Annotated in this window: 16 protein-coding genes; 8 read left to right on the forward strand and 8 right to left on the reverse strand. The window is 65.7% G+C overall.

Annotated elements, in window-relative coordinates; genetic code table 11:
• Nucleotides 1–16 precede the first annotated feature (16 nt).
• Nucleotides 17–1255: a glycosyltransferase gene (locus VFO25_07395; GenBank protein HET9342720.1), complete on the reverse strand. Its 1239-nt coding sequence runs from the start codon at nt 1253–1255 to the stop codon at nt 17–19.
• A gap of 374 nt (nt 1256–1629) precedes the next feature.
• Here VFO25_07395 and VFO25_07400 point away from each other — a divergent pair, with 374 nt between their 5' ends.
• The 3 genes from VFO25_07400 to VFO25_07410 all read left to right on the forward strand — a co-directional run bounded on the left by VFO25_07400 (nt 1630) and on the right by VFO25_07410 (nt 4290).
• The gene (locus tag VFO25_07400; GenBank protein HET9342721.1) at nt 1630–2532 is read left to right on the forward strand and encodes a 3D domain-containing protein; all 903 of its coding nucleotides are present in this window, start codon (nt 1630–1632) and stop codon (nt 2530–2532) included.
• Nucleotides 2533–2563: 31 nt separating this feature from the next.
• The gene (gene rsmA, locus VFO25_07405) at nt 2564–3454 is read left to right on the forward strand and encodes a 16S rRNA (adenine(1518)-N(6)/adenine(1519)-N(6))-dimethyltransferase RsmA (GenBank protein HET9342722.1); all 891 of its coding nucleotides are present in this window, start codon (nt 2564–2566) and stop codon (nt 3452–3454) included.
• A gap of 65 nt (nt 3455–3519) precedes the next feature.
• On the forward strand, nt 3520–4290 hold the full coding sequence (locus VFO25_07410) for a CPBP family intramembrane glutamic endopeptidase (GenBank protein ID HET9342723.1): 771 nt from the start codon (nt 3520–3522) through the stop codon (nt 4288–4290).
• Nucleotides 4291–4411: 121 nt separating this feature from the next.
• Here VFO25_07410 and VFO25_07415 read toward each other — a convergent pair whose 3' ends face one another.
• The gene (locus VFO25_07415) at nt 4412–5410 is read right to left on the reverse strand and encodes a hypothetical protein (GenBank protein ID HET9342724.1); all 999 of its coding nucleotides are present in this window, start codon (nt 5408–5410) and stop codon (nt 4412–4414) included.
• A gap of 69 nt (nt 5411–5479) precedes the next feature.
• On the opposite strand from VFO25_07415, the gene VFO25_07420 reads away from it, so the two are divergent.
• The 4 genes from VFO25_07420 to VFO25_07435 all read left to right on the forward strand — a co-directional run bounded on the left by VFO25_07420 (nt 5480) and on the right by VFO25_07435 (nt 11409).
• The gene (locus VFO25_07420; GenBank protein ID HET9342725.1) at nt 5480–6598 is read left to right on the forward strand and encodes a metallophosphoesterase; all 1119 of its coding nucleotides are present in this window, start codon (nt 5480–5482) and stop codon (nt 6596–6598) included.
• Nucleotides 6595–9273 carry an AAA family ATPase gene (locus tag VFO25_07425; protein HET9342726.1) on the forward strand — a complete coding sequence of 893 codons (2679 nt, stop codon included), beginning with the start codon at nt 6595–6597 and terminating at the stop codon, nt 9271–9273. The genes VFO25_07420 and VFO25_07425 overlap by 4 nt, the downstream gene beginning before the upstream one ends.
• Before the next feature lie 131 nt (nt 9274–9404).
• Nucleotides 9405–10337: a glycosyltransferase family 1 protein gene (locus VFO25_07430; protein ID HET9342727.1), complete on the forward strand. Its 933-nt coding sequence runs from the start codon at nt 9405–9407 to the stop codon at nt 10335–10337.
• Between the two features lie 16 nt (nt 10338–10353).
• On the forward strand, nt 10354–11409 hold the full coding sequence (locus tag VFO25_07435; GenBank protein ID HET9342728.1) for a glycosyltransferase family 1 protein: 1056 nt from the start codon (nt 10354–10356) through the stop codon (nt 11407–11409).
• A 715-nt stretch (nt 11410–12124) separates the two neighbouring features.
• Here the strand turns inward: VFO25_07435 and VFO25_07440 are convergent.
• Nucleotides 12125–12319, reverse strand: coding sequence for a hypothetical protein (locus VFO25_07440; protein HET9342729.1), 195 nt, complete (start codon nt 12317–12319; stop codon nt 12125–12127).
• Nucleotides 12320–13396: 1077 nt separating this feature from the next.
• Between VFO25_07440 and VFO25_07445 the strand changes: the two genes are divergently transcribed.
• Nucleotides 13397–14416, forward strand: a complete 1020-nt coding sequence (locus VFO25_07445; protein HET9342730.1) for a LuxR C-terminal-related transcriptional regulator — start codon at nt 13397–13399, stop codon at nt 14414–14416.
• A 3-nt stretch (nt 14417–14419) separates the two neighbouring features.
• Here VFO25_07445 and VFO25_07450 read toward each other — a convergent pair whose 3' ends face one another.
• The 5 genes from VFO25_07450 to VFO25_07470 are packed head-to-tail and all read right to left on the reverse strand — an operon-like array spanning nt 14420 to nt 19801.
• The gene (locus VFO25_07450) at nt 14420–15022 is read right to left on the reverse strand and encodes a rhomboid family intramembrane serine protease (protein ID HET9342731.1); all 603 of its coding nucleotides are present in this window, start codon (nt 15020–15022) and stop codon (nt 14420–14422) included.
• The gene (locus VFO25_07455) at nt 15019–15969 is read right to left on the reverse strand and encodes a hypothetical protein (protein ID HET9342732.1); all 951 of its coding nucleotides are present in this window, start codon (nt 15967–15969) and stop codon (nt 15019–15021) included. The genes VFO25_07450 and VFO25_07455 overlap by 4 nt, the downstream gene beginning before the upstream one ends.
• Nucleotides 15966–17060, reverse strand: a complete 1095-nt coding sequence (locus VFO25_07460; protein ID HET9342733.1) for a glycosyltransferase — start codon at nt 17058–17060, stop codon at nt 15966–15968. Before VFO25_07460 ends, VFO25_07455 begins: the two co-directional genes overlap by 4 nt.
• A gap of 10 nt (nt 17061–17070) precedes the next feature.
• A complete protein-coding gene (locus VFO25_07465; GenBank protein ID HET9342734.1) occupies nt 17071–18423 on the reverse strand; it encodes an insulinase family protein in 1353 nt (450 codons plus the stop codon).
• Nucleotide 18424: 1 nt separating this feature from the next.
• Complete coding sequence (locus VFO25_07470) at nt 18425–19801, reverse strand: insulinase family protein (protein ID HET9342735.1); 1377 nt, start codon at nt 19799–19801, stop codon at nt 18425–18427.
• Between the last annotated feature and the right edge of the window lie 31 nt (nt 19802–19832).

Genomic DNA, 19832 nt, shown 5'->3' on the forward strand with positions numbered 1-19832 from the left:
GTGGGCTCGTCCTGGCCTATGGCGACGTCGATGATACAGCAGAAACGTGCCCAGGATCGACGACGTCAAACAGCTCGTCGAAGGCGGACATATCCGCCGTTCCGGCACGATTCGCCAGTACAGCCTCGTAGACGGCGAGGACGCGGCCGGCGGTAGCCCGAGCATCGAAGGATGCTGCCGCGGCTCTTGAGTGTGCCGACGCGGCGCTTCGAGCAGCCGGATCGGTGAGCAGTCGTTTCAGCTCCGCTGCCATCCCCTCGGCGTCGGCGACGAGCGCCCCGGCGAGGTTGCTTCCAAAGACGTCTCGCGTCTGGGGGCTGTCGATCGCGACGACGGGCAGCCCTGCTCCGAACGCCTCCGCGAGAACGAGCCCTTGCGTCTCGGTCACCGACGGGAACATGAAGGCGTCCGCGGCCGCGTAGTACGTCGGCAGCTCGTCGTGCGGAACACTTCCGACGAAGTGGATGGCCCCTTCGAGCCCCTCAGCCCTCGCCTGCTGCTTGAGCGAATCCTCAAGCGGGCCGCTGCCGACGAGCAGCAATTGGGTGTCGGGAAGGTCGGCGCGGACCAAGGACAGCGCTGCGAAGGCCAGGGGGACGCTCTTCTCCTGCGCCAGGCGCGAAACGAGCAGCAAAAGCGGGGCATCCGGGGCGATTCCGAGCCGTCCCCGGACCCCTATTCCGACGGTCGCTTCGGTGTTGCGGAACGCCTCGAGATCGACGCCGGTCGGCACGATGCAGATCGGCGCGGTGACGCCGTCGCGACGCAATCCGGATGCCACCGTCTGCGTCGGAACGATCACTGCATCCGCGGCATTCGCGTATGCGCGCGTCAGCTCGCGCGTCAACTGCGCCGTGATGCGCGGTCCGAGCGGCGAGTAATGCGAGTAACGATCGAGCATCGTGTGATACGTGAAGACGAGCGGCACGCGAAAACGTCTGCGCGCGTAGTACGATGCCATCCATCCGGTGATGAAGAGCGAGTGGCTGTGGATCACGTCGCACTGGCTCAAGAACTGTCGCTTGTTGCGGCGCGCGACGAGCGGAAGCGTCAAACGATATTCCGTGCGTGCCGGAAGCGGAAGCGACGGCATGCGGAAGACGCGGCCTTTGGTCTCCGCACCGCGCGGGATGTGCGGAGCGAACGTGTACACGTCGTGGCCGCCTTCTCGCAACACGTGTGCGAGCGTGTCGACGGAGGTCACGATACCGTTGACGATGGGACGGTACACTTCCGTGAAAAGCGCGATCTTCAAACGTGCGTTCCTAACGCGGTCAATGCTCGATTGTGGATAAAGTCGCGTTCGTCATTTCGAACCGCGATTCCCATTCGCGGTACAAATCGTCTGCATCACGGAACGCTGCGTGGATTATCGTCGCAGATGAGCGTCCGTTGAATTGACCGCTTCGCTCGCTGCGTGGTATAATGCCTGTACACATCGAGGCTTACTCAAAGCCTTTCTTATTCTGTAGCGTTCGCAACTAACCCGACAAAACGCGAACCTGACCTGAGTCCCGACGCAGCCGAAAATGCGCTGCCGCTTTCAAAAAAAGCCGCTCGGCGAATACGCCGCCGCATGTCGAGACCTACGGAGCATTGCACGATTTGACCCCATTTCGATCTCCTCGCTTGAACTATGCCGCGAAGCATCTCGCACCGGCGCTACGCGCCGCGCGACGGCCGGCATCGCAGATCGGCGGCATCATCGCCGTCTTTTTCATCGCCTGTTCGATCTCGCGCTCCGACGCGAAGATCCAGACGTCACCGCTGCCGATCTTCGATCCGTCGCGCATCGTCGGCACGTGGTATTCATCGACGAACGCTGATCCCGCGACGTCGAACGCTGCGCGTGAAGCGATCGCCGCCGGGCGCACGAGCGCCGTCGTCGCATCGGCACAGTCGATGCTCACGACGACGAAGATCGACGATTCCGATACGCGCGTGCCCGAAAGCGTCTCGAAGCTGCACGTCGAGACGAAGATCCACTCGCGCCGCATCTACTTCGACGCGGATCCAACGGTCCGATATTCGCCGCACCTCGCACCCGGCGAACGCGAGATGCTGCGCTCAGGCGCGCGCGGCGTCGCATGGGTGACGGAACGCGTGACCGTCTGGGATGACGTCGTCGTCAATCGCCAGGTCGTGTCGCGAGAGGTCGTGCATGGGCCGACGCCCGGCGTCGTGCTCGTCGGCACGCCGAAGACCCTCGCGCAGCTGCGTCAGGCGATGCCGAACGTCGCGTTAGGAACGGCGATCACGATGATCGCGACGGCATACACCGCCGATACCGCAACCGCCGCACCGACCGGCTACACCGCGACGGGCATCCTCGCGCAGGAAGGCGTCGTCGCCGTCGATCCGCGTGTCATCCCGCTCGGCACGAAGCTCTTCGTGCCCGGCTACGGCATCGCGCTCGCGGCCGACACCGGCGGTGCGATCGTCGGCAACCGTATCGACCTGTGCATGGACTCGTACTCGCGTGCCATGGAGTTCGGTCGCCGGCCGGTCCAGGTCTACATCCTCAAGCGGTAGCGCACGCCGCGCCGTCGAACGCGCCGCCGCGATGACGGATGACGGCGCGTCCTTTGGTTCACCGAAACAGTTGCTCGCTGCGCATGGCCTGCACGTGCGCAAGCGTCTCGGACAGAACTTCCTCGTCGATCCACGCTTCGCCGCTCGCGTCGCCGACGCGTTGCCGGCGGATGCATTCGTCATCGAGATCGGCGCGGGCACGGGGTCGCTGACCGCCGCGCTTGCGCAACGCGCACGGCGAGTCGCGACCATCGAGATCGACAGGGGTCTGGCTGCGATCGTGCGCGAGCGCTTCGCGGGCGTGGGGAACGTGAGGCTCGTCGAAGACGACGCGCTCGAATTCGATTTTGCCGGCGCTTTGCGGCCCGAAAACCCGCCGCGCGCCGTCTGCGGCAATCTTCCTTATTACATAACGACGCCGCTCATAGAGAAAATCCTCGATACCGTCGACTCATGGGAGTCGGCCGTGCTCATGGTACAGCGCGAATACGCACGCCGCTTGACGGCCGTACCGGGCACGCCCGATTACTCGAGCCTCACCGTGTTCGTCGGTTACCACTGTTCGGTCGAGAAGATATTCGACGTCGGCGCAGCGGGTTTTTATCCGGCGCCGACCGTGTCGTCGGCGGTCGTCCGCCTGACGCCGCGGGCGGATCGAGCCGCCGGCCTTGACGACGAACGAGTGCTTCTCAAGACGATACGCGCGGCGTTTTCGCAGCGACGCAAGACGCTCGCCAACTGCATCCTCGCAGCGGTCCGGTCGAAGTCAGGGGATGAAAAGGACGAGCGAGTCCGGCGATCCATCGAGCAAGCCATCGCGGCCGCACGACTCGAGCCCCAGATCCGCGGCGAGCGGCTGTCGCTCGACGATTTCAAGCGGCTTTCGAATGCACTCGTGACGGCGCGCATCGATATCGTCTAGGGACTTCGCCGCGCGGGCGACAATGTAGCGGCATGCAAGAGACCGTCGAGGAACGTCCTCCGTTTTTGAAATCGGAGTGGTCAGCCGCGGGCTGTGGGCTCGTCGGCTGCTTCAGTTACGCGCTGTTCGCCATCGCGCAGGTCGTCGCGTTCGTCATCGTCCTGCTGCGCGCACATCCCGAAGCGGTTCGGCTTTTCACGGAGCAGCCGCCGCCGCCGAACCTCACGGAACTCGTCCAGCAGTGGACCATCCAGATCAGTTCCGCTGAGAATCTTTTCTGGTTCGCCATCGCCGGCGACGGCTTCATGGTCATCTTCGCACTCATTTTCGCTGCCGCGTTCCTCAACGCGAAGGGCCGCGCGCTCGGGCTTGGCGTCAAGACCACCGGCGCTCAGCTCGGTCTCGGGGTCGCTGCGGGCCTCGCACTCGTGCTCGTCGCCGACCTCGTGACCGCCGGTCAAACGAGGGTCGTCGGCCAGCACCCCCAGGCCGTCGCCGAGATACTCAAGACGCACAAAGGCGGTGTGAGCTTCATCTTCGATTTCCTTTCGGTCGGCGTGATCGCGCCGTTCGCCGAAGAACTGTTGTTCCGAGGAGTCATCTTCGCCGGACTTGCGCAGCGGCTGCCGCTCTATTGGGCAGCTGCGATCAGCGGTGTCATTTTCGGAGCGGCCCACCTCGACCCGTGGAGCATCGTGCCGCTCGCCGTCGTCGGCACCGGTCTCGCGCTGCTTTACCGGCGCACGGGATCGCTGTGGCCGAACGTGTTAGCACACGCGACGTTCAACACGTTTTCGCTCGTGCTGGTCTACGTGTTCCCGAAGCTCGCGACCTGAGGGCCGTTCTTCAATGCAAGACCGCGGCGGTCGAGATAAATCTCGACCGCTCCCTGGCTCATTTTGTGAGACCGCGGCGGTCGAGATAAATCTCGACCGCTCCCAGTCTTCTATGACGGCATCAATGCGTGATGGCGGCGAAGACGAGATAACCCGCGTAGAAGATGCCGCACGCGAGCAGAGCGATGCTGCTGAGGCGCCGGCGAACCAGGGTGGCGATCAACACGAGGAGCACAGCCGCAAAGGCGGCCGCGCACGCAGCATAGCCATGTGAATCCAAGCGCCATGGCGACGCCAGCATCGCGATGGCCGATGCGATCGAGGTCTGGAACATCATCGCACCGATGACGTTGCCAAAGGCGAGTTCATCCTCTTTGCGCCGCATCCACAGGACGACGTTCATCGCTTCGGGGAGTTCCGTCGCGACCGGACTCAAGAATAGCGAAACGACGAGCGGTGGGATGCCGACCATCGCGGACACACCGCTGACGGATGACACGAACCAGTGAGAGGCGAGTACGGTGACGGCAAGGGCGATCGCCATCTGCACGAGCACGATCCACATCGGCGGCTTGACCGCACGTGGCGAGAAGCGGAGCGGCGGCGGTTGCGTTTCGACGCCGGAGTCGCCGTGACGGAAATGATAGCGCAGATAGACGAAATACGCGATGATGACCGCGATCGATGCGCCGATCCGCACCGCCGGAGTCGGAGCAAAGGAAGCACCGACGACGAACGCAAAAGTGAGGACGAACAGGGCGAGACCGACGATCGCGTTACGCGGCTCGACCGCGAGGAAACCACCCGTCTTCTCATAGATGGAGTGGCGGAAGAACGCGATGCCGCCGACGGCCGAGAAGACGACCGTCGATAGCATGAAGGGCGCGCCGAGGACCGCACCGATGCCGACCGCCTGGCTGCGCGCGTCGTGCAAGACGACGAGCGCGACGATCGCAACCATAGTCTCCGGCAGCGACGACCCGATCGCCGCGACGATCGCGCCGGCCGCGTTGCGCGCCAGACCGCGGAGCGACGCGAACCATTCGACCGCGTTCGTAAACGAGTCGCTTGCGATGACGAGCAAGAGGAGCGCGCCGAAGAGCTGGGCGGCGGTCAGCACCGGGCGTCGGTTTAGCCCTACGACGAAGCCTTCCTCCGGCGCCCAGCTGACGCTAGAGATGGAGTGAGCGTGCCGTATCGCATCCTGCACATCGCAGACGTGCACCTCGACATGGCGTTCGCGGGCGCCGATGCAGCCCTCGGAAAACGGCATCGAGAGGAGCTGCGCGCGGCGTTCGAGCGTGCGCTCGCGCTCGCCAAGGAGCGTCGCGTCGACGCGCTGTGCATCGCGGGCGATCTATATGAAGACGGACGCGCGGGCAGCGACCGCGCCGCCTATCTGCGACGCGTTCTCGGCGATCTCGCGCCTATCCGCGTCTTCATCAGCCCGGGTAACCACGACCCTCACACGCCAGCTTCTATGTACGAGCGCATGGGCGACATTCCGGATAACGTCACGATCTTCGGCCGCCGGCGGTTCGCGTCGGCGACGCTCGATGACGGGCTCACGCTATGGGGCTTCGGCCACGAGCATGGGATCGATCGAGATCCGGCGATCGGCGATTTCACCTGTGAAGGGCCGGGAACGCATCTTCTTCTCTTCCACGGATCCGACCGCGACCACATGCCGCCCGACAAGGACGGCGTCGCGCCGTTCTCTGGCGCCGAGATCGAACGGACGGGCGCGGCCTACGCGATGGTCGGCCACTTCCACGGCATGCTCCAGGCACCGCGCTACGCCTACCCGGGTTCGCTCGAACCGCATACGGTCGCGCAGGACGGTCGACATACCGCCTCGCTCGTGACTGTCGAGAACGGTCGCGTTTCGCCCGATTTCATCGACGTCAACCGCGTGCGCTACGTCGACGTCGACGTCGACATCACGCGATATGGCGATCGGGCGGAGCTCGCGCGAGCGGTCGAAGACCGACTGGCGTCCGCAAGCGCCGGCGACGGCGCTATGTATTGCCGCGTGCGGCTTGGCGGCGCGGCGCAAGGGTCGCTCGAGCTCGACGCGGCCGCGCTCGAAGCCGACCTCGCCGAGCGCTTCCCGGGCACACGGATCGTCGACGGAAGCGCCGCAATCGATCTGGATGCCGCCGCGCGCGAAGGGCGGACCGTTCGCGCGCACTTCGTCCGGACGATGCGCGAGCGGATCGCCGCCGCGCCGGCGACCGAACGCCCGCTGCTCGAAGACGCCTTGCGTTACGGGATGCTCGCGTTCGCACGGAAAAGCATCCCGGCGTGAAGCTCGAGCGCCTGGTCATCGCCGGTTTCGGCCGTCTCCGCGATCTTTCGTTGAGATTCGGCGACGGCCTCACGGTCGTCTACGGGCCGAACGAAGCCGGCAAGTCGACGATCGTCGAGTGCATACTACGCATGCTCTTCGGCTTTCCCGAGGCGCACCACAATAAGTTCCGTACGCGTTACGAGCCCTGGACCGGCAACGGCCGCTTCGCGGCGATGCTCGCGTACCGTCTCGACGATGGCCGCACGTTCGAGGTCTCGCGCGATTTCGCGCGCGCTGACGTACCGACCGAAACGGTCGACGCGGTCACGCGGCGCATGATGCCGGCGCTCAGCGGCAACAAGTCGGCGGCGCCCGGCCAAGAAGCGCTTCAGATCCCGCTCGAAGTCTTTCGTTCGGCAGCGGTGTTGAGCGCGAGCGATATCGGCGTCGACGAGGCGGCATCGCAGGCGCTCGCGGAGCGCCTCGCCGAGATCATCGGTTCGGCAGGCGACGCCAGCGCGAAGGAGGCGATCGAGCGCCTCGAAGAGGCTCGCAATTCGATCGGCCTGACCGGCGCGAACACGCCGCTCGGCAAGGCGAGCCGAGAGGCCGACGACGCCGAGGCCGATCTCCGCCGCTTTCGTGAGGACCGGGCCACCTTTTCGGAGACGATTCGCGAGCAGGCCGAGCTAACCGAGCGCGCTCACGATCTCGCTGCGCGAAGATCCCGGTGCGCGGCCGCCCTCGCGGCGGTCAAACTTCGAAGCTTGCGTTCCCGGATCACCGACGCCACCGAAGCGAGGCGGCGTCTCGATGCCGCGCTCGACGAGCGTCGCGCCGTCGACTCAGGATCGCCCGGCGCGTTCGAGCGGCGCGACGACATCGAAACCGCCGTCGAAGCGTTGCGCGCCGCCCAGCAGTCGGAGGCCGACACGACCGCTCGATCGGTCGCCCGCGCCGCCGATCGCGCCGCGCTGCGGCACGACGTCGACGTCGCCGGCAACGAGCTCATCGAGAAGCGCGCGGCCGTCGCGCGCTTCGACGAAACGCTTGCGACGCACGAAGCAGCCGCGAAAGATCGGCCCGCGATCTCGGCGGACACGCTCGCAACGCTCGAACACGAAGCGGACGAGGCCGACGCAGCGGAGAGCCGCGCGCGGACGCTCGAGACCGCCGCAGCGATCGCGCGCCAGCTACAGCGACCGTCGCCGCTGGGCGCATTGGTCGGGTTTGTACTGTCGGGAGCGTTCTTGGCCGTCTGGCTCGTCACACACGCGCTCGGGTTTGCGCTCGGCGGCGTCGCGCTCGCTGCTGTCGGCATTTTCTTCGCGGTCATGTTCAGCGGGGCGAATCGTCGCCGTGCTCAGACGATCGCCGACGCGCAAACAGCGGCCGAAGAAGCCGGCCACGTGAACGACCGGGCGACTGCGGCGCTTGCCGCCCGCTGCCGAGCGGTGGGATGTCCGAACGTCGCCGCAGTGCGAGCGGCGCGAACGGCGCAGCTCGAGATCGAGAAGGTTCGCGTCGCGCGTGACGGTGCGAGCGAGGCGGCACGCATCCTCGGTCAGCGACGCGATGCGCTCTCCCAGCGCCTCGACGACATCGACGCCATCGAGCGCGACCGGCGAACCGCAGCCGCGCAGGCCCAAGAGCGCAAACGCGCGCTCGATGCGCTGCTCGATCACCTTTCGATAGCGCCGGGGCCGATCGACGGTCGCATCGCCTCGTACAAGCAACTGCGAGGCGCCGACGAGCTCGCTGCGCACGCGGATGCAGCAGCCGGCAACGCTCGCGCCCAACTCGAGCGTGCGCTCGGCGGTTCGACGATCGATGCGCTCGAAGACGATGCCGATCGATGCGCGGTGCAAGCCGCGAGCGGCGGCGATGCGGGCGAGTTCGCGGATCGTTCGGAGGCCGACTTAACGTCGGAACTCGAGGCGCTTGAGAGCGAACAACGGATCGTCGAGCGCGCGCTTGACGCCGCGCGTGGCCGCAACGCTGAATTCGAGCGTAATCATCCGGTACCGGTCGCGGAACTCGAAGAGCGGGCCCAGTCGGCTGCGGCCAAACGCGATCGCCTGCGAGCGGTTCGCCTCGCGCTGGAAACCGCAAGCGCGGAGATCGAGCGCGTGAAGGACATCGTCCACCGCGATTTCACGCCGCCTCTCAACGACGCCGTCGGTAAGCTCGGCGCAGCGATGACCGGCGGACGCTATGCCGAGGCGTGGATCGATCCCGCCGACTTCGCGGTCCGCGTCCGCGTGCCCGAGACCGCGACGACGCAAGACGCGTCCGTTCTCTCGACCGGCACGCTCCAACAGCTTCAGCTCGCCTTGCGCGCCGCGCTCGCGACGACGCTCGGGAGCGGCGAACGAGTGCCGATCCTCGTCGACGATGCGCTCGCGAATGCGGACGACGTTCGAGCAGAAGCCGCGCTCATCCAAGCCGCGACGCTCGCGCGAGCCGGCCAGCAGATCGTGTTCTTCACCCATCGCGACGCGCTCGAGGCGCGCGCGTCGTCCCTCGTCGGCGTCACAGTCGTGCGACTCGACGGTCCGGTCACCGATTCTAACCCGCCAGCCGGCCAGCAAGATCACGCCCGCTATTCCGAAGCTGTTCCGGACGCTAGCGCGCAGCCCGCGACTGCCGGCACACCGCCGAGCTCCGGCATGCTGCCGGGCTTCTCGACCTGAGCGCAGAGCTTCGCGTCGGCATCGACGCGTCGAACATCGTTCGCGACCGCCGAGGCATCGGCCGTTACGTCCGCGGCCTCATCGATGCGTGGACCAAACGCTTCCGACCGCGCGTCGATCTCGTGCTCCTCGTGCCGGATCTCTTCCCGCGGCTCGTCGAGCCGCGGCTGCGCGACGCGACAGGCGTCGCCGATATCTCGGCGATTCGCCAAGCTGATGCGCGCAAGTTTGGCGTTCAACTCGTCTGGTATCCGTGGAACGGCATGACGTGGACGACGACGCTGCCTTCGGTCGTCACGGTCCATGATCTCTGGCCGTTCGTATCGCCTGCCGACGAACAGCGCAAGCGTGACCGCGAGCAGAGCCACTATCTGCGCGCGGTCGAGTCGGCGACGCGCTTCATCGCCGTATCCCGGTTCACCGCAGACGAGATGGTCGAGCGGCTGAAGATCGATCGCGCGCGCATCGACGTCATCCCGCACGGAGTCGCGCGACTGACGATAGACGACGTCGCGCCTGCCCGCTTGCCGAGCGGCGATCGATACGTCCTTTTTGTCGGCGAGACGGAGGCGCGAAAGGATGTCGCGACGCTCGCCCGCGCGGCGGCGCTACTACCTCAGTCGCTCCGATCGTCGATTGTTTTCGTCGTCGCGGGTAAAAAACAGCGTACGATGGCTGATGTGTTTGCCACGCCCGGCGTTCGCTTCGACATCCTCGGCGAGGTGAGCGACGGGCGACTTGCTTCCTTGTTTGCCGGTGCATCGGCGTTCGTCTTTCCGTCGCGCTACGAGGGCTTTGGTCTGCCCGTCCTCGAGGCGATGAGCTACGGCGTGCCGGTCATCGCGTCCGACGCGCCTGCCGTCAAAGAAGCCGCCGGCGATGCAGCTTTGATCTTCACTGCCGGCGATGCAGCTGCGCTTGCTTCCGCGCTCGAACGGGCGCTCACCGACGTCGACCTGTCGCGGCGGTTGTCGGAGGCCGGTCGCGCACGTGCCGCGTCGATGACGGTCGATCTCTGTGCCGAGCGGACGCTCGAGGCTTTCGGTCGTGCGCTCGCGGCCTGACGAAACGAGTCCGCGTTTGCGGATCGGCGTCGATGCGGACAATCTCTTGCACGACCGACGCGGCATCGGGCGCTACGTCCGGGCGCTGCTTCGTCGCTGGCTTTCAAACGACGGCGACGTCGACCTGACGCTGCTCGTCTCCCACCCGTTTCCCGGCATGCTGACGAAGCGGCTGGCGGCCGCGCTCGGCCTTGCTCGGGTCGCGGTCGCGAATCGTTCCTACGCGCGGCGCCACGGTTTCGACGTCGTCTGGCACCCGTGGAACGGCATCTTCTTCCGCACCGACTGCCGCGACGTCGCGACTATCCATGACGTTTGGCCATTCGTCGACGCACCTGCCGACGACCCGGCGCTCGCACAGCACCGGCAAGAGCCGTTCCTTCACGCGGCGTCTCGCGCGTCGCGCATCATAACAGACTCACAGTTCTCGAAAGGCGAAATCGTGAGACATCTCGGTGTCGGCGAAGGCCGGATCGAGGTGATCCCGCTTGGCGTCGATGCAGATCTATTGAACGCAAGGCCGCCGCACGTCGACATCGCAGGAGCGCAGCGCTACGTCCTCTTCGTCGGGGAAGCTGAGGCGCGCAAAGATCTGCCGACGCTGTTGCGAGCGATGGGTTTGTTACCCCAGGAGCTGCGCGCGACGACGGCTATCGTCGTCGCCGGCAAGAGCGCGTCATCCGTGTCGGTCCCCGCTGGCGTCCGAATCCACTTCGCCGGCGAAGTCGACGATGAGAGACTTGAAGCGCTCTATGCAAGCGCGGCAGTGTTCGCATTCCCCTCACGCTACGAAGGGTTCGGGCTGCCGGTGCTCGAGGCGATGGCGCTCGGCGCGCCGGTCGTCGCTTCCGATGCGGCGAGCGTTCCCGAAGCGGGCGGCGACGCAGCTTTGTACTTCCCAGCGGGCGACGCGAGCGGGCTCGCCGCGCAACTGGGGCGCGTCCTCTCCGACGGATCGCTCGCGCAAGAACTTCGTGAAAAGGGAAAACGGCGCGCGGCGGACATGTCGTGGGACCGCTGTGCGGCTGCGACGCTCGCCGTGCTGCGGAGCACGGCAGCCACGTCCATATAGGGGCCCTCGAGGCGCGTCACGCGCTCCGAAGGGAATGGCGCTCGACGAACGGACGCTTAAGGGCGATCGAGACCAGCTCTACTTGTGCGGGCCCTGCGGATCGTCGTGGCTGTTGACCCAATGGATGTTGTTTCCGGGCGACGGCGTAGCAGCGGATCCGCAACCGCTCAGGATGGCGGCCAGTGCCAGGCCGGCGACGGCCCGGAGGAGGATGCTCGGACGCATAACAATCACCTTTTCTAGGACGGCTGCAAGCAATGATTAGCAACAGTCTTTCTCTAGCATAGGCTGGCTTTTGATGGCGGTCACCGGGAAAGTCCCCACTCTTATCGACCTGCGGCGTTCTAGTGTGCGCCCGGATACGTTCGTGGGGCGCGTCGAGGAATTGTCGGCACTCCGCTGTTCCTGGCCGCCGGTCACCATCGTGTTTGGAGAGCCCGGCGGCGGAAAGACTCGGTTGCTTCTAGAGGCGGCGCGTCGGGGGCGCACGTCCTCTACGATGGTCTCGTGCCACCCAAGCGCTCGAACGATCCCTCTGGAGCCTCTACTCGCCGTCGCAAATGATCTGCGGAGCGGCAGCCCTCGACCGCGCGAGTGGGAACGCCCGAGTGAGGGTGGGCGCCTCGTCGTGATCAGGGATCAGCTTGAGCGTGAGGCCGCTTCTGGAACGTTGCTGATCCAAATAGATGACGCGCACTGGGCTGACGACCAAACCCTAGACGGCATCGCGTATCTTGCGGACCGCCTTAGGAATGCGCCGATTCGCTGGCACGTCGCGGCGAGGATCGGCGACGATCGTTGCGAGCGACTGGCGGTCCGGCTCGCCCAGATGCGAATCAGCGAGGTCCTGCGCCTTCGCGAGTTCGGGATCGCCGAGTTTCGGTCGTTCGTAGCCAACGCGTTCGATCACCCGATCGATGAGGCGGCGATCGGTGAGCTCTACGCACTATCTGGTGGCAATCCACTGTATACTGAGCAACTAGTCGTCGCCGCTGTAGCGGGTGAAACGACGCAGCCGGCCGGACTAAACGCATTGTTGGCCGAGCGTATCCAATCGCTTTCCGATGGTCAACTTCGGGTAGCACGAGCGATGGCGGTGATCGGCGAAGCCGCCCCGTTAGGTACTTTGAGCCAGTTGTGCGGGCTCCCGGAATCTATGAACTCCCTCGTCGCAGAACTCGAAGCTCGCTTTATCGCGAAAACATCGCCGTTGGGCGTCCAGTTCCGCCACGACTTGCTCAGGCGTGCCTGCTACGCTTGGACGCCGTCTGAGGAACGAACCCGCCTTCACCGCGTAATGGCCGAGCTTTGCACCGACACCTGGCGCCGCGTCTTTCACTTGGATGGTGCTGGCCTCGGGAACGAGGCGGCGGAAGCACTGCTCCATCACGGTCTGTCAATGATCGACAGAGCTGATTGCGTGGAAGCGAGGGCAGCGCTCGAAGGCGCCGTTGCGCGCGCCGGCGATAAATCAGACGTGTCTGCTCAGGCGAACGCCGGGCTCGCGGCAATCGTGGCATTGGCGGGCGAGACTGAATTGGCGCTTGAGATGATCGGTCGCGTGGAGGTGTTGTCAGACCGGCTGGCACCGCAGTTGCGCGCGGAGATGCGAGGCAGATTTGCCGAGGCCGTGTTCGAGGGCTCCGACGACACAGTCGTGCCGTTAGAGTTTTTGAGATTCGCGATCGATGACGCACGTGTCGCAGCGCCGCAGGCGCTACCACGGCTCTACCGGGTTGCGGGCGCCGTCGCTGACCGGTCAGGCGAGTCGCGCGCCGCTGAGGAACTGCTTTCGATGGGGGTCTCGGCCCTTTCGCCGTCGACGCCGTCGCGAGATCGCGTTCAGCTCAAGTCGTGGATGGGCGTCGTCCGAGCGAGGCGGGGAGACCCGGAGAGGGGCATGGTGGAAGTTGCGGAGGCCGCAGAAACCGCCATTGCACATGGACTTACAAGCGAGTTTGCTCAGGCCTGCCTGAAGTGTTGCTACGTGTCGGATCTTAGAAGCGACCGCCAGGCCTACGAGTCCTGGTGCCGCCGAGGTCTCGAAGTCGGCGGCACGAAGCTGCCGCGTGTCGCCGCACACCTGCGCTTGAATCTTGCGACGGCGCTCAAGGATCGAGGCGCGCTCGAGGAGGCCTTGCTAGCAGGCGAAGTCGCGTACATAGACGCGCACAATGGCGGCAAGACGCTTCGTGTCCAGGCCGGGTGTTCTCTCGCGCTGACGTACTCGATGCTAGGAAAATTCGTCGATGCATTTCGGATCGTCAGCGAGATACAACGCTATGACGTGTCGGATCGCTGGCTTCGAGCGATCCAATTCGTCGCGGGCCGCGTGTTCGAGATGTCGGACGATCTGGATTCAGCGCTCGGCTGTTACGAAGGGGTTGGTGTCGCCTGGGTCGACCGGTTCGAACCTGAGGGCACCGACGTTCGCGCCAAGGCTGGTGAGGCGCGGGTGCTCTATCAGCTAGGCCGCATCAAAGAGTTGCATTCGGTGCGGGAATCCGCCATGAAGGGATTCGAGCGCGGTTGGCCGTTGGGTGCGAGCTTACGCGCTGAGATCGAAGGCTACGCCCTCATAGCCGATGGGTGCATCGACGAGGGTGTTACATCGCTGCTCGATGCGGCCCGTACGTCGAAGGAACGGTTCCGTGCGGCGTACCTCAAGGCGACGGCGGGTTTGGCAAAAGCCGATCGTGATCTCATCAACACCGCTATCTGCGAGCTCGACGAGATGGGAGCACAGATCGCCTCCGAGTCGATCCGACGCAAAGCGCGTGGGATCGGCCTGCGGCCGCGGCACCGCCCGCGCTCGAAGCTCGCGGTCACCGGATCTGACGTGCGCATCGCATCGCTCATCCGCGCCGGCAAGACGAATGCCGAGATCGGCGCGCAACTCGGTTTGAGCACGAAGACGGTCGAGCACTACGTCTCGAACATGCTCGCGAAGCTCGGGCTGCGATCGCGAGCCCAGTTGGCCGCGACGATAGGTTCGGACTCCGAGTAGGTCCTAGGCGCTTTCTTCTACGTCATCCTTGCGGAGCCGCGTCGCAGGCAAGGCGAATCCGACGATCGCGCCCGCGATGACGCCGCCGATATGCCCGGCATTTGAGATTCCCGGCTGTGTGAAGCCGACCGCCAGCGTCGCCAGTATCGGGAAAAGCGCCCAACCGACGAGCGTCCTTCTCAGCCTCGGCACTCTTAACCCGAGGGCGAAGATCGCGCCGAACAAACCCATGATCGCGCCTGACGCACCCGCCGTTATGTCGGCGGTGTGGATCGTCGACTCGTATGCCGCAATGCCGCCCGCGATGAGCGCGCTAAAATAGATGATCGCGAAGCGTCCGCTGCCCCAGATGTTCTCGACGACCATGCCCGCCTGCGTCATTGCGTACATGTTGAATGCGATGTGCTGCAGGTTGAACTGCAAGAAGCCGGCGGTGACGATCCGGTAGTATTCCCCGCGCGCGACGAGCTCCGGGATGATCGCGCCTAGGAACATGAGGCGATGCACGCCGGAATCGCCGTACTGCGGCGATAGCTGATCCGCTCCATACACCAGAATATTGATCACGACGAGCGCGATCGTCACGGGCGCGTAGCGAAGGCTCATCGCAGGGCCAGACGCAACCCGGCCGCCAACAAGGGGATCATGATCTCGTGGTGGCCGGTGAACATGTAGCCTCGCCCGCCGTCGAGATGCGGCCGGTGGACGACGTTCGTCCGAGGGCGATAGTGCCGGATGAAATCGAAATCCGCCGTGACGAACTGACCGCGGAAGCCGAGATTGCGCGCTACCGACAGAGCCTTCAGAAACACCTCGGGCATGATGACGGCCGATCCCCAGTTCAGGTACGCGCCTCCGTCGGTCAGCGCTGCGACGACGCGCGTGAACGTCCTGAAATCGAACAGCGTCGCCGCACCGAGCGCCGCGCCATCCGCCTGCGGATGCATATGGATGATGTCGGTCCCGACTGCGACGTGGACGGTCACCGGGATGTCGAGCGCTGCGCCTTGCGCGAGGATCGACGTCTCCGCGTACGGCGCTTTGCGCGCGAGCAGCGCGTCGCCGAGCGCGCGGCCGAGTCCGACCTTCGGACCCGCGCGAGCGATCGCTTCAAGGATGAAATCCGACGTCTCTGCCGACATGCCGAACGATCCGTCACGCAGCGCGACGTCGACCTCCTCGGACGTCTTGCCCGCGATCGCGAGTTCGACGTCGTGGATGCAGACGGAGCCGTTGCTCGCGACCGCATTGACGATGCCGTCGCGCATGAGATCGATGAGGACCGGCGCCAGACCGGTCTTGATGACGTGTCCGCCGATGCCGACGGCGATCGTCTTATCCGCGCGATTCGCGTCGGCGAGCTGGCCGACCAACGCGCGCAGGTCCGACGCCGCGAGAATATCCGGAAGGCCGCGCCAGAACTGCTCGAACGAATCGCCGGCACGTGGCGGCGTCGCGAGCGAATCTTTCGAGACCTTCGACGGCCGCTCGTCGATGTGCGTCAGCGCAAGCTTGTCGAGGTCGATCTCCGGCAAGCGCCGCTTGCGATTCACGTCGGCTTCGTTTCCGTCCGGTAGCGGTCGATCAACGCCTGCATGTCGCGCCGGAAGCGCTCGGGCGAGAACTTCTTCGCGTGTGACGTGAGGGCGGATCGATCGAGCGTGAGCCGCGATGCCGCGCGCAACGCATCGCTAAGCGCTTGTGCGGTCGGCTCGCGGAAGAATATCCCGGTCGCGCCTTCCACGACGGTTTCGAGCGCCCCTCCGCCTGCGAATGCGACGGTCGGGCGGCCCGATGCCGCCGCTTCGATCGGCACGAGACCGAAATCTTCGGTGCCCGGCACGATGACGGCGCGCGCACGTGCGAACAATCGTCGACGCTCGACATCATCAACGCGGCCGGCGAAGCGCGTCATCGGTCCGGCAAGACTGCGCAGACGCGCTTCGTCGGGACCATCGCCCATGATGACGAGCGGCGCCTTCATCGCTTCACACGCCTCGATCGCGAGATCGACGCGCTTGTACGGGAGAAATCGCGCCGCGACGAGGTAGTGTTCTGGCGGCTCGTCCGATGGCGCGAAATGATCGAGCGTCACCGGACACGGCACGACGTCACTGTCGCGCCCATAGATCTCGCGGATCCTGCCGGCGACGTTGTGCGAGTTCGCGACGATCCTCGTCGGGCGCATTGCAGCGGCGAGATCCCAACGCCGCAGCGCCGGCACGGCGGCCGCGAACAACGGACGAGCCCATCGCGGCACGACGTCGGCGGCGTGACCCTCTTCGCGCCAAAGAAATCGCGCAGGCGTATGCATGTAGCAGACGTGCAGCGCACCTGGCGCCGTTCGAACGCCCTTTGCGAACGACGTCGTCGACGAGATGACGAGGTCGTAACCAAACAGATCGAACGATTCGACCGCGCGCGGATACAACGGAAGCAAGGCACGGAAATCGCGCCGGCGGATGGGCACGCGCTGCAGCCAGCTCGTCCGAACGTCGACGCCGTCGAAGGCCCCGGAAAACGCCTTGGGCTCGTAGATGGTCGTGTACAGCGGGGCGTCGGGATAGAGCCGCCGCAGTTCGAGAAGCACGCGCTCGGCGCCGCCGAACTGCGTCAAGAAGTCGTGGACGAACGCGACGCCCACGGGCAAAGCCCTAAGGACCGGCCTGGTTAGGCGAGACGAGCGCGAGCGTCTGCGTTCCGAGATACTTCTGTGCGACGCGGCGAACGTCGGCCGGCGTCACGGCTTTGATCCGCGCCGGCAACTGATTCTCGAACAGGATACCTGACGGCGACAACACCGAGCGCCCGAGAAGCCAGGACTGATCGTCGAGCGTTGCGATCGACGTCAAGAACGTCCCCTCGGCCGATGATTTCGCCTCATTGATTAGTGCTGCGGGCAGCGTCGAAGTCCGCAACCGCGAGACGCCGGCGTTGAGCGTGCGCAGTTCGCTGACGATGTCGACGCCGTTGTAGAACTCGACGAGCATGCCCGGCTCCGCCTCGTACTGATAGTATCCGCCGACAAAGCCTGCCGGCAGCTGTGCGGCCGATCCGTACGAAAACGAATGGACGTCGCCGCCGCGGCCCAAGAGCGCCTCGATGACGAGCATGACGGGGAAATCGGACGAGAATTGCGACGGCACCGAAAAACCGACCGCGACCCACGGCGCCGCGACGGCTCTGTGCGCGACGAGCTCGTTCGCCCGGATCTTAGGCGGCGCAGCGCCGCGCGGCGCCTCGTTCGGCGCAAAACCAAGGAACGCCGATCGCACCGCATCGTAGCCCGCCGGCGTCACGTCGCCGGACAGTGCGACGACCGTGCCGTGACCGTGCCGGTACTGTCCGGCGAAGGCCTCGACATCCGAGGCGGTCGTCGAGGCCAATGCCGTCGGCGAGCCTTGATCGAGCGTCGCATAGCCGGTGCCGGCGAACTCCGACTGCTTGACCATCGCGTACACGGTCATCGATGGATCGGCTATCGCGTCGCGCGCCGACTGGAGCGCCGCTTTGCGCGCTTCGGGCAGCGCGGATGCGTCGGGCGCTCTCAACGCCGCGCCGAGCCCATTCATCAGGCGCGCCAAGTCGTCGGCTTTGCATTCGAGCGAGAAGCGCGTGTTTTCGGGATCGATCGTGTATGAGAGAGAAGCGCCGGCGTCTGAAGCCGCCTGCGATAGCGTCTTACCGCCGTCCACACGCGTTCCGAGAACGACGGCCGCGGTCAGACCCGCAATGCCGCCACGATCGGGCGGCTGTTGCGCCGCACCTGCCGGCAGGAAGACGTTGACGCTCACGATCGGCGTCTCCGCCGACCCCTGCGTCGCGAGCACGACGCCATTCGGCAACGTCTCGGTCCCCGCCCCGGGGAACGTGGCGTCACCAGATGTCACGACGGACCTTGGCGTCAGCACTTGCGGCGCAGATGCGGCAGCAGCCCGAACCGACATCATCGTCGTCGTCAACGCGGCAAGAACGAATAGCGACGCGACGCGCGCGAGATGCCTCACGTCAGTGCCCTCCCGTCAACATCGCGGTCGACGCTTTCTGCGGTGCGATCGTGATGACGACCGGAGCAGCGCCGAGATAGCGGCGCGCGACGTCGTGCACGAAATCGGGCGTCAGCGATGACGCCGAAGCGAAATACTCGCCGCCGAGCGAGACGTCGGTCGCGCTCGGTGCGTACGACGGTGCGTTCATCGCGAAGTACCAGCCGTAGTTGTCCGCGAGCCCCTGCGGCGAATCCATCTGCCGAAGCAGCCTCGTCTCGTACGCCGAGAGCGCCGTCGCGAACCGGTCTTGCGACAGCGGTCGCGCGAGCAGTTGGTCGAGCGCGTTGCGCAGCGATTTCGCCATCGCTGCGGGGTCGACGCCCGTGCCGGTCGCGCTGACGTAGAACAGACCCGGCTGTTCGAGGGTCACGTACTGACCGTCGATCGCCGCGCCGGCCGTGGTAGCGGTCGCTGCATTCGCGAACGCCCCAGTCTGCGGATCGGTGAGATAGTCGGACAAGAAATCCATCGCCGTCGCCGCGCGTCGATCGGTGATCGGCGGACCCGGCCACGCGAGCGCGACGCCGGGTGCATCGACGTCGGGGTTCGTCAAGCTGATCGGCGCAGCAGGAGGCGCGGCGATAACAGAGGCCGGCATCGAAGATCCGGCGCCCGAAGTCGGCGACGCGGCAGCGATGTGCGCCCGCAAGACATCGGCATCGGCGTTGCCGAGCGCGATGACCGCCGATTCGCTCGGCACGTACGAATGCGCCGCGTAGTCGCGGACCTGTGTCAGCGATGCGGTCTCCAAGAGCTTCGAGTTGCCGAGCGTCGCGTCGTGGAGCGGGCCGTTCGCGAAGATCGCCGCGAAGACTTCGTCGCGCAGCACGGCGACCGAGGATTGCGCCGACAGCGCTTGTTCGGCGGCCAGCCGCGTCTTCGCCTGATCGAGGGCGGCCGCGTCGATCGACGGCCGAAAGACCGCGCGCATGAGCGCGTCTTCGAGGGCCGGCGCTTGATCCGCCGGCGCTAAGACGACGAACTCCGTCGCCGTTTGGAAGATCGAGACGCCGACCTGGCCTCCGTGCGAACGGACGATGTCGCGCAGCGTCGTGTTCCCGCTCTTCGCGTCGACGACCGCGAGCGCAGTCAGGCGAGCGATGCCAGGCTGCGTCGACGTCCAGCCGCTTGCCGGGCAGCGGACCCAGATCTCGAGCGCCACCGCGCCCGATCCCGTCGCGTGCCGCACTTCCATGGTCAGGCCGTCGTTTAGAACCGTCTCGCCAGGTGCGAGCTCGGGGCCGGCGAGCGCCGGTGAAGACAGCCCGGCCGCCGAGAGCGTCGCCGCGCCGGCGATAAAAAGCGCGGCGAGCACGCCGCGCCGTCGATACATCATATCAAACCCTTTGGTCGAGAAGATCGAGAAC

It is taken from the genome of Candidatus Eremiobacteraceae bacterium (genome assembly GCA_035710745.1).
GTDB lineage: Bacteria > Vulcanimicrobiota > Vulcanimicrobiia > Eremiobacterales > Eremiobacteraceae > JANWLL01.

Bases quoted from the DNA above. Each gene is read 5' to 3' on its own strand.
- rsmA (HET9342722.1), top strand. From the start codon at position 2,564: ATGACGGATGACGGCGCGTCCTTTGGTTCACCGAAACAGTTGCTCGCT.
- VFO25_07450 (HET9342731.1), bottom strand. From the start codon at position 15,022: ATGAGCCTTCGCTACGCGCCCGTGACGATCGCGCTCGTCGTGATCAAT.
- VFO25_07470 (HET9342735.1), bottom strand. From the start codon at position 19,801: ATGATGTATCGACGGCGCGGCGTGCTCGCCGCGCTTTTTATCGCCGGC.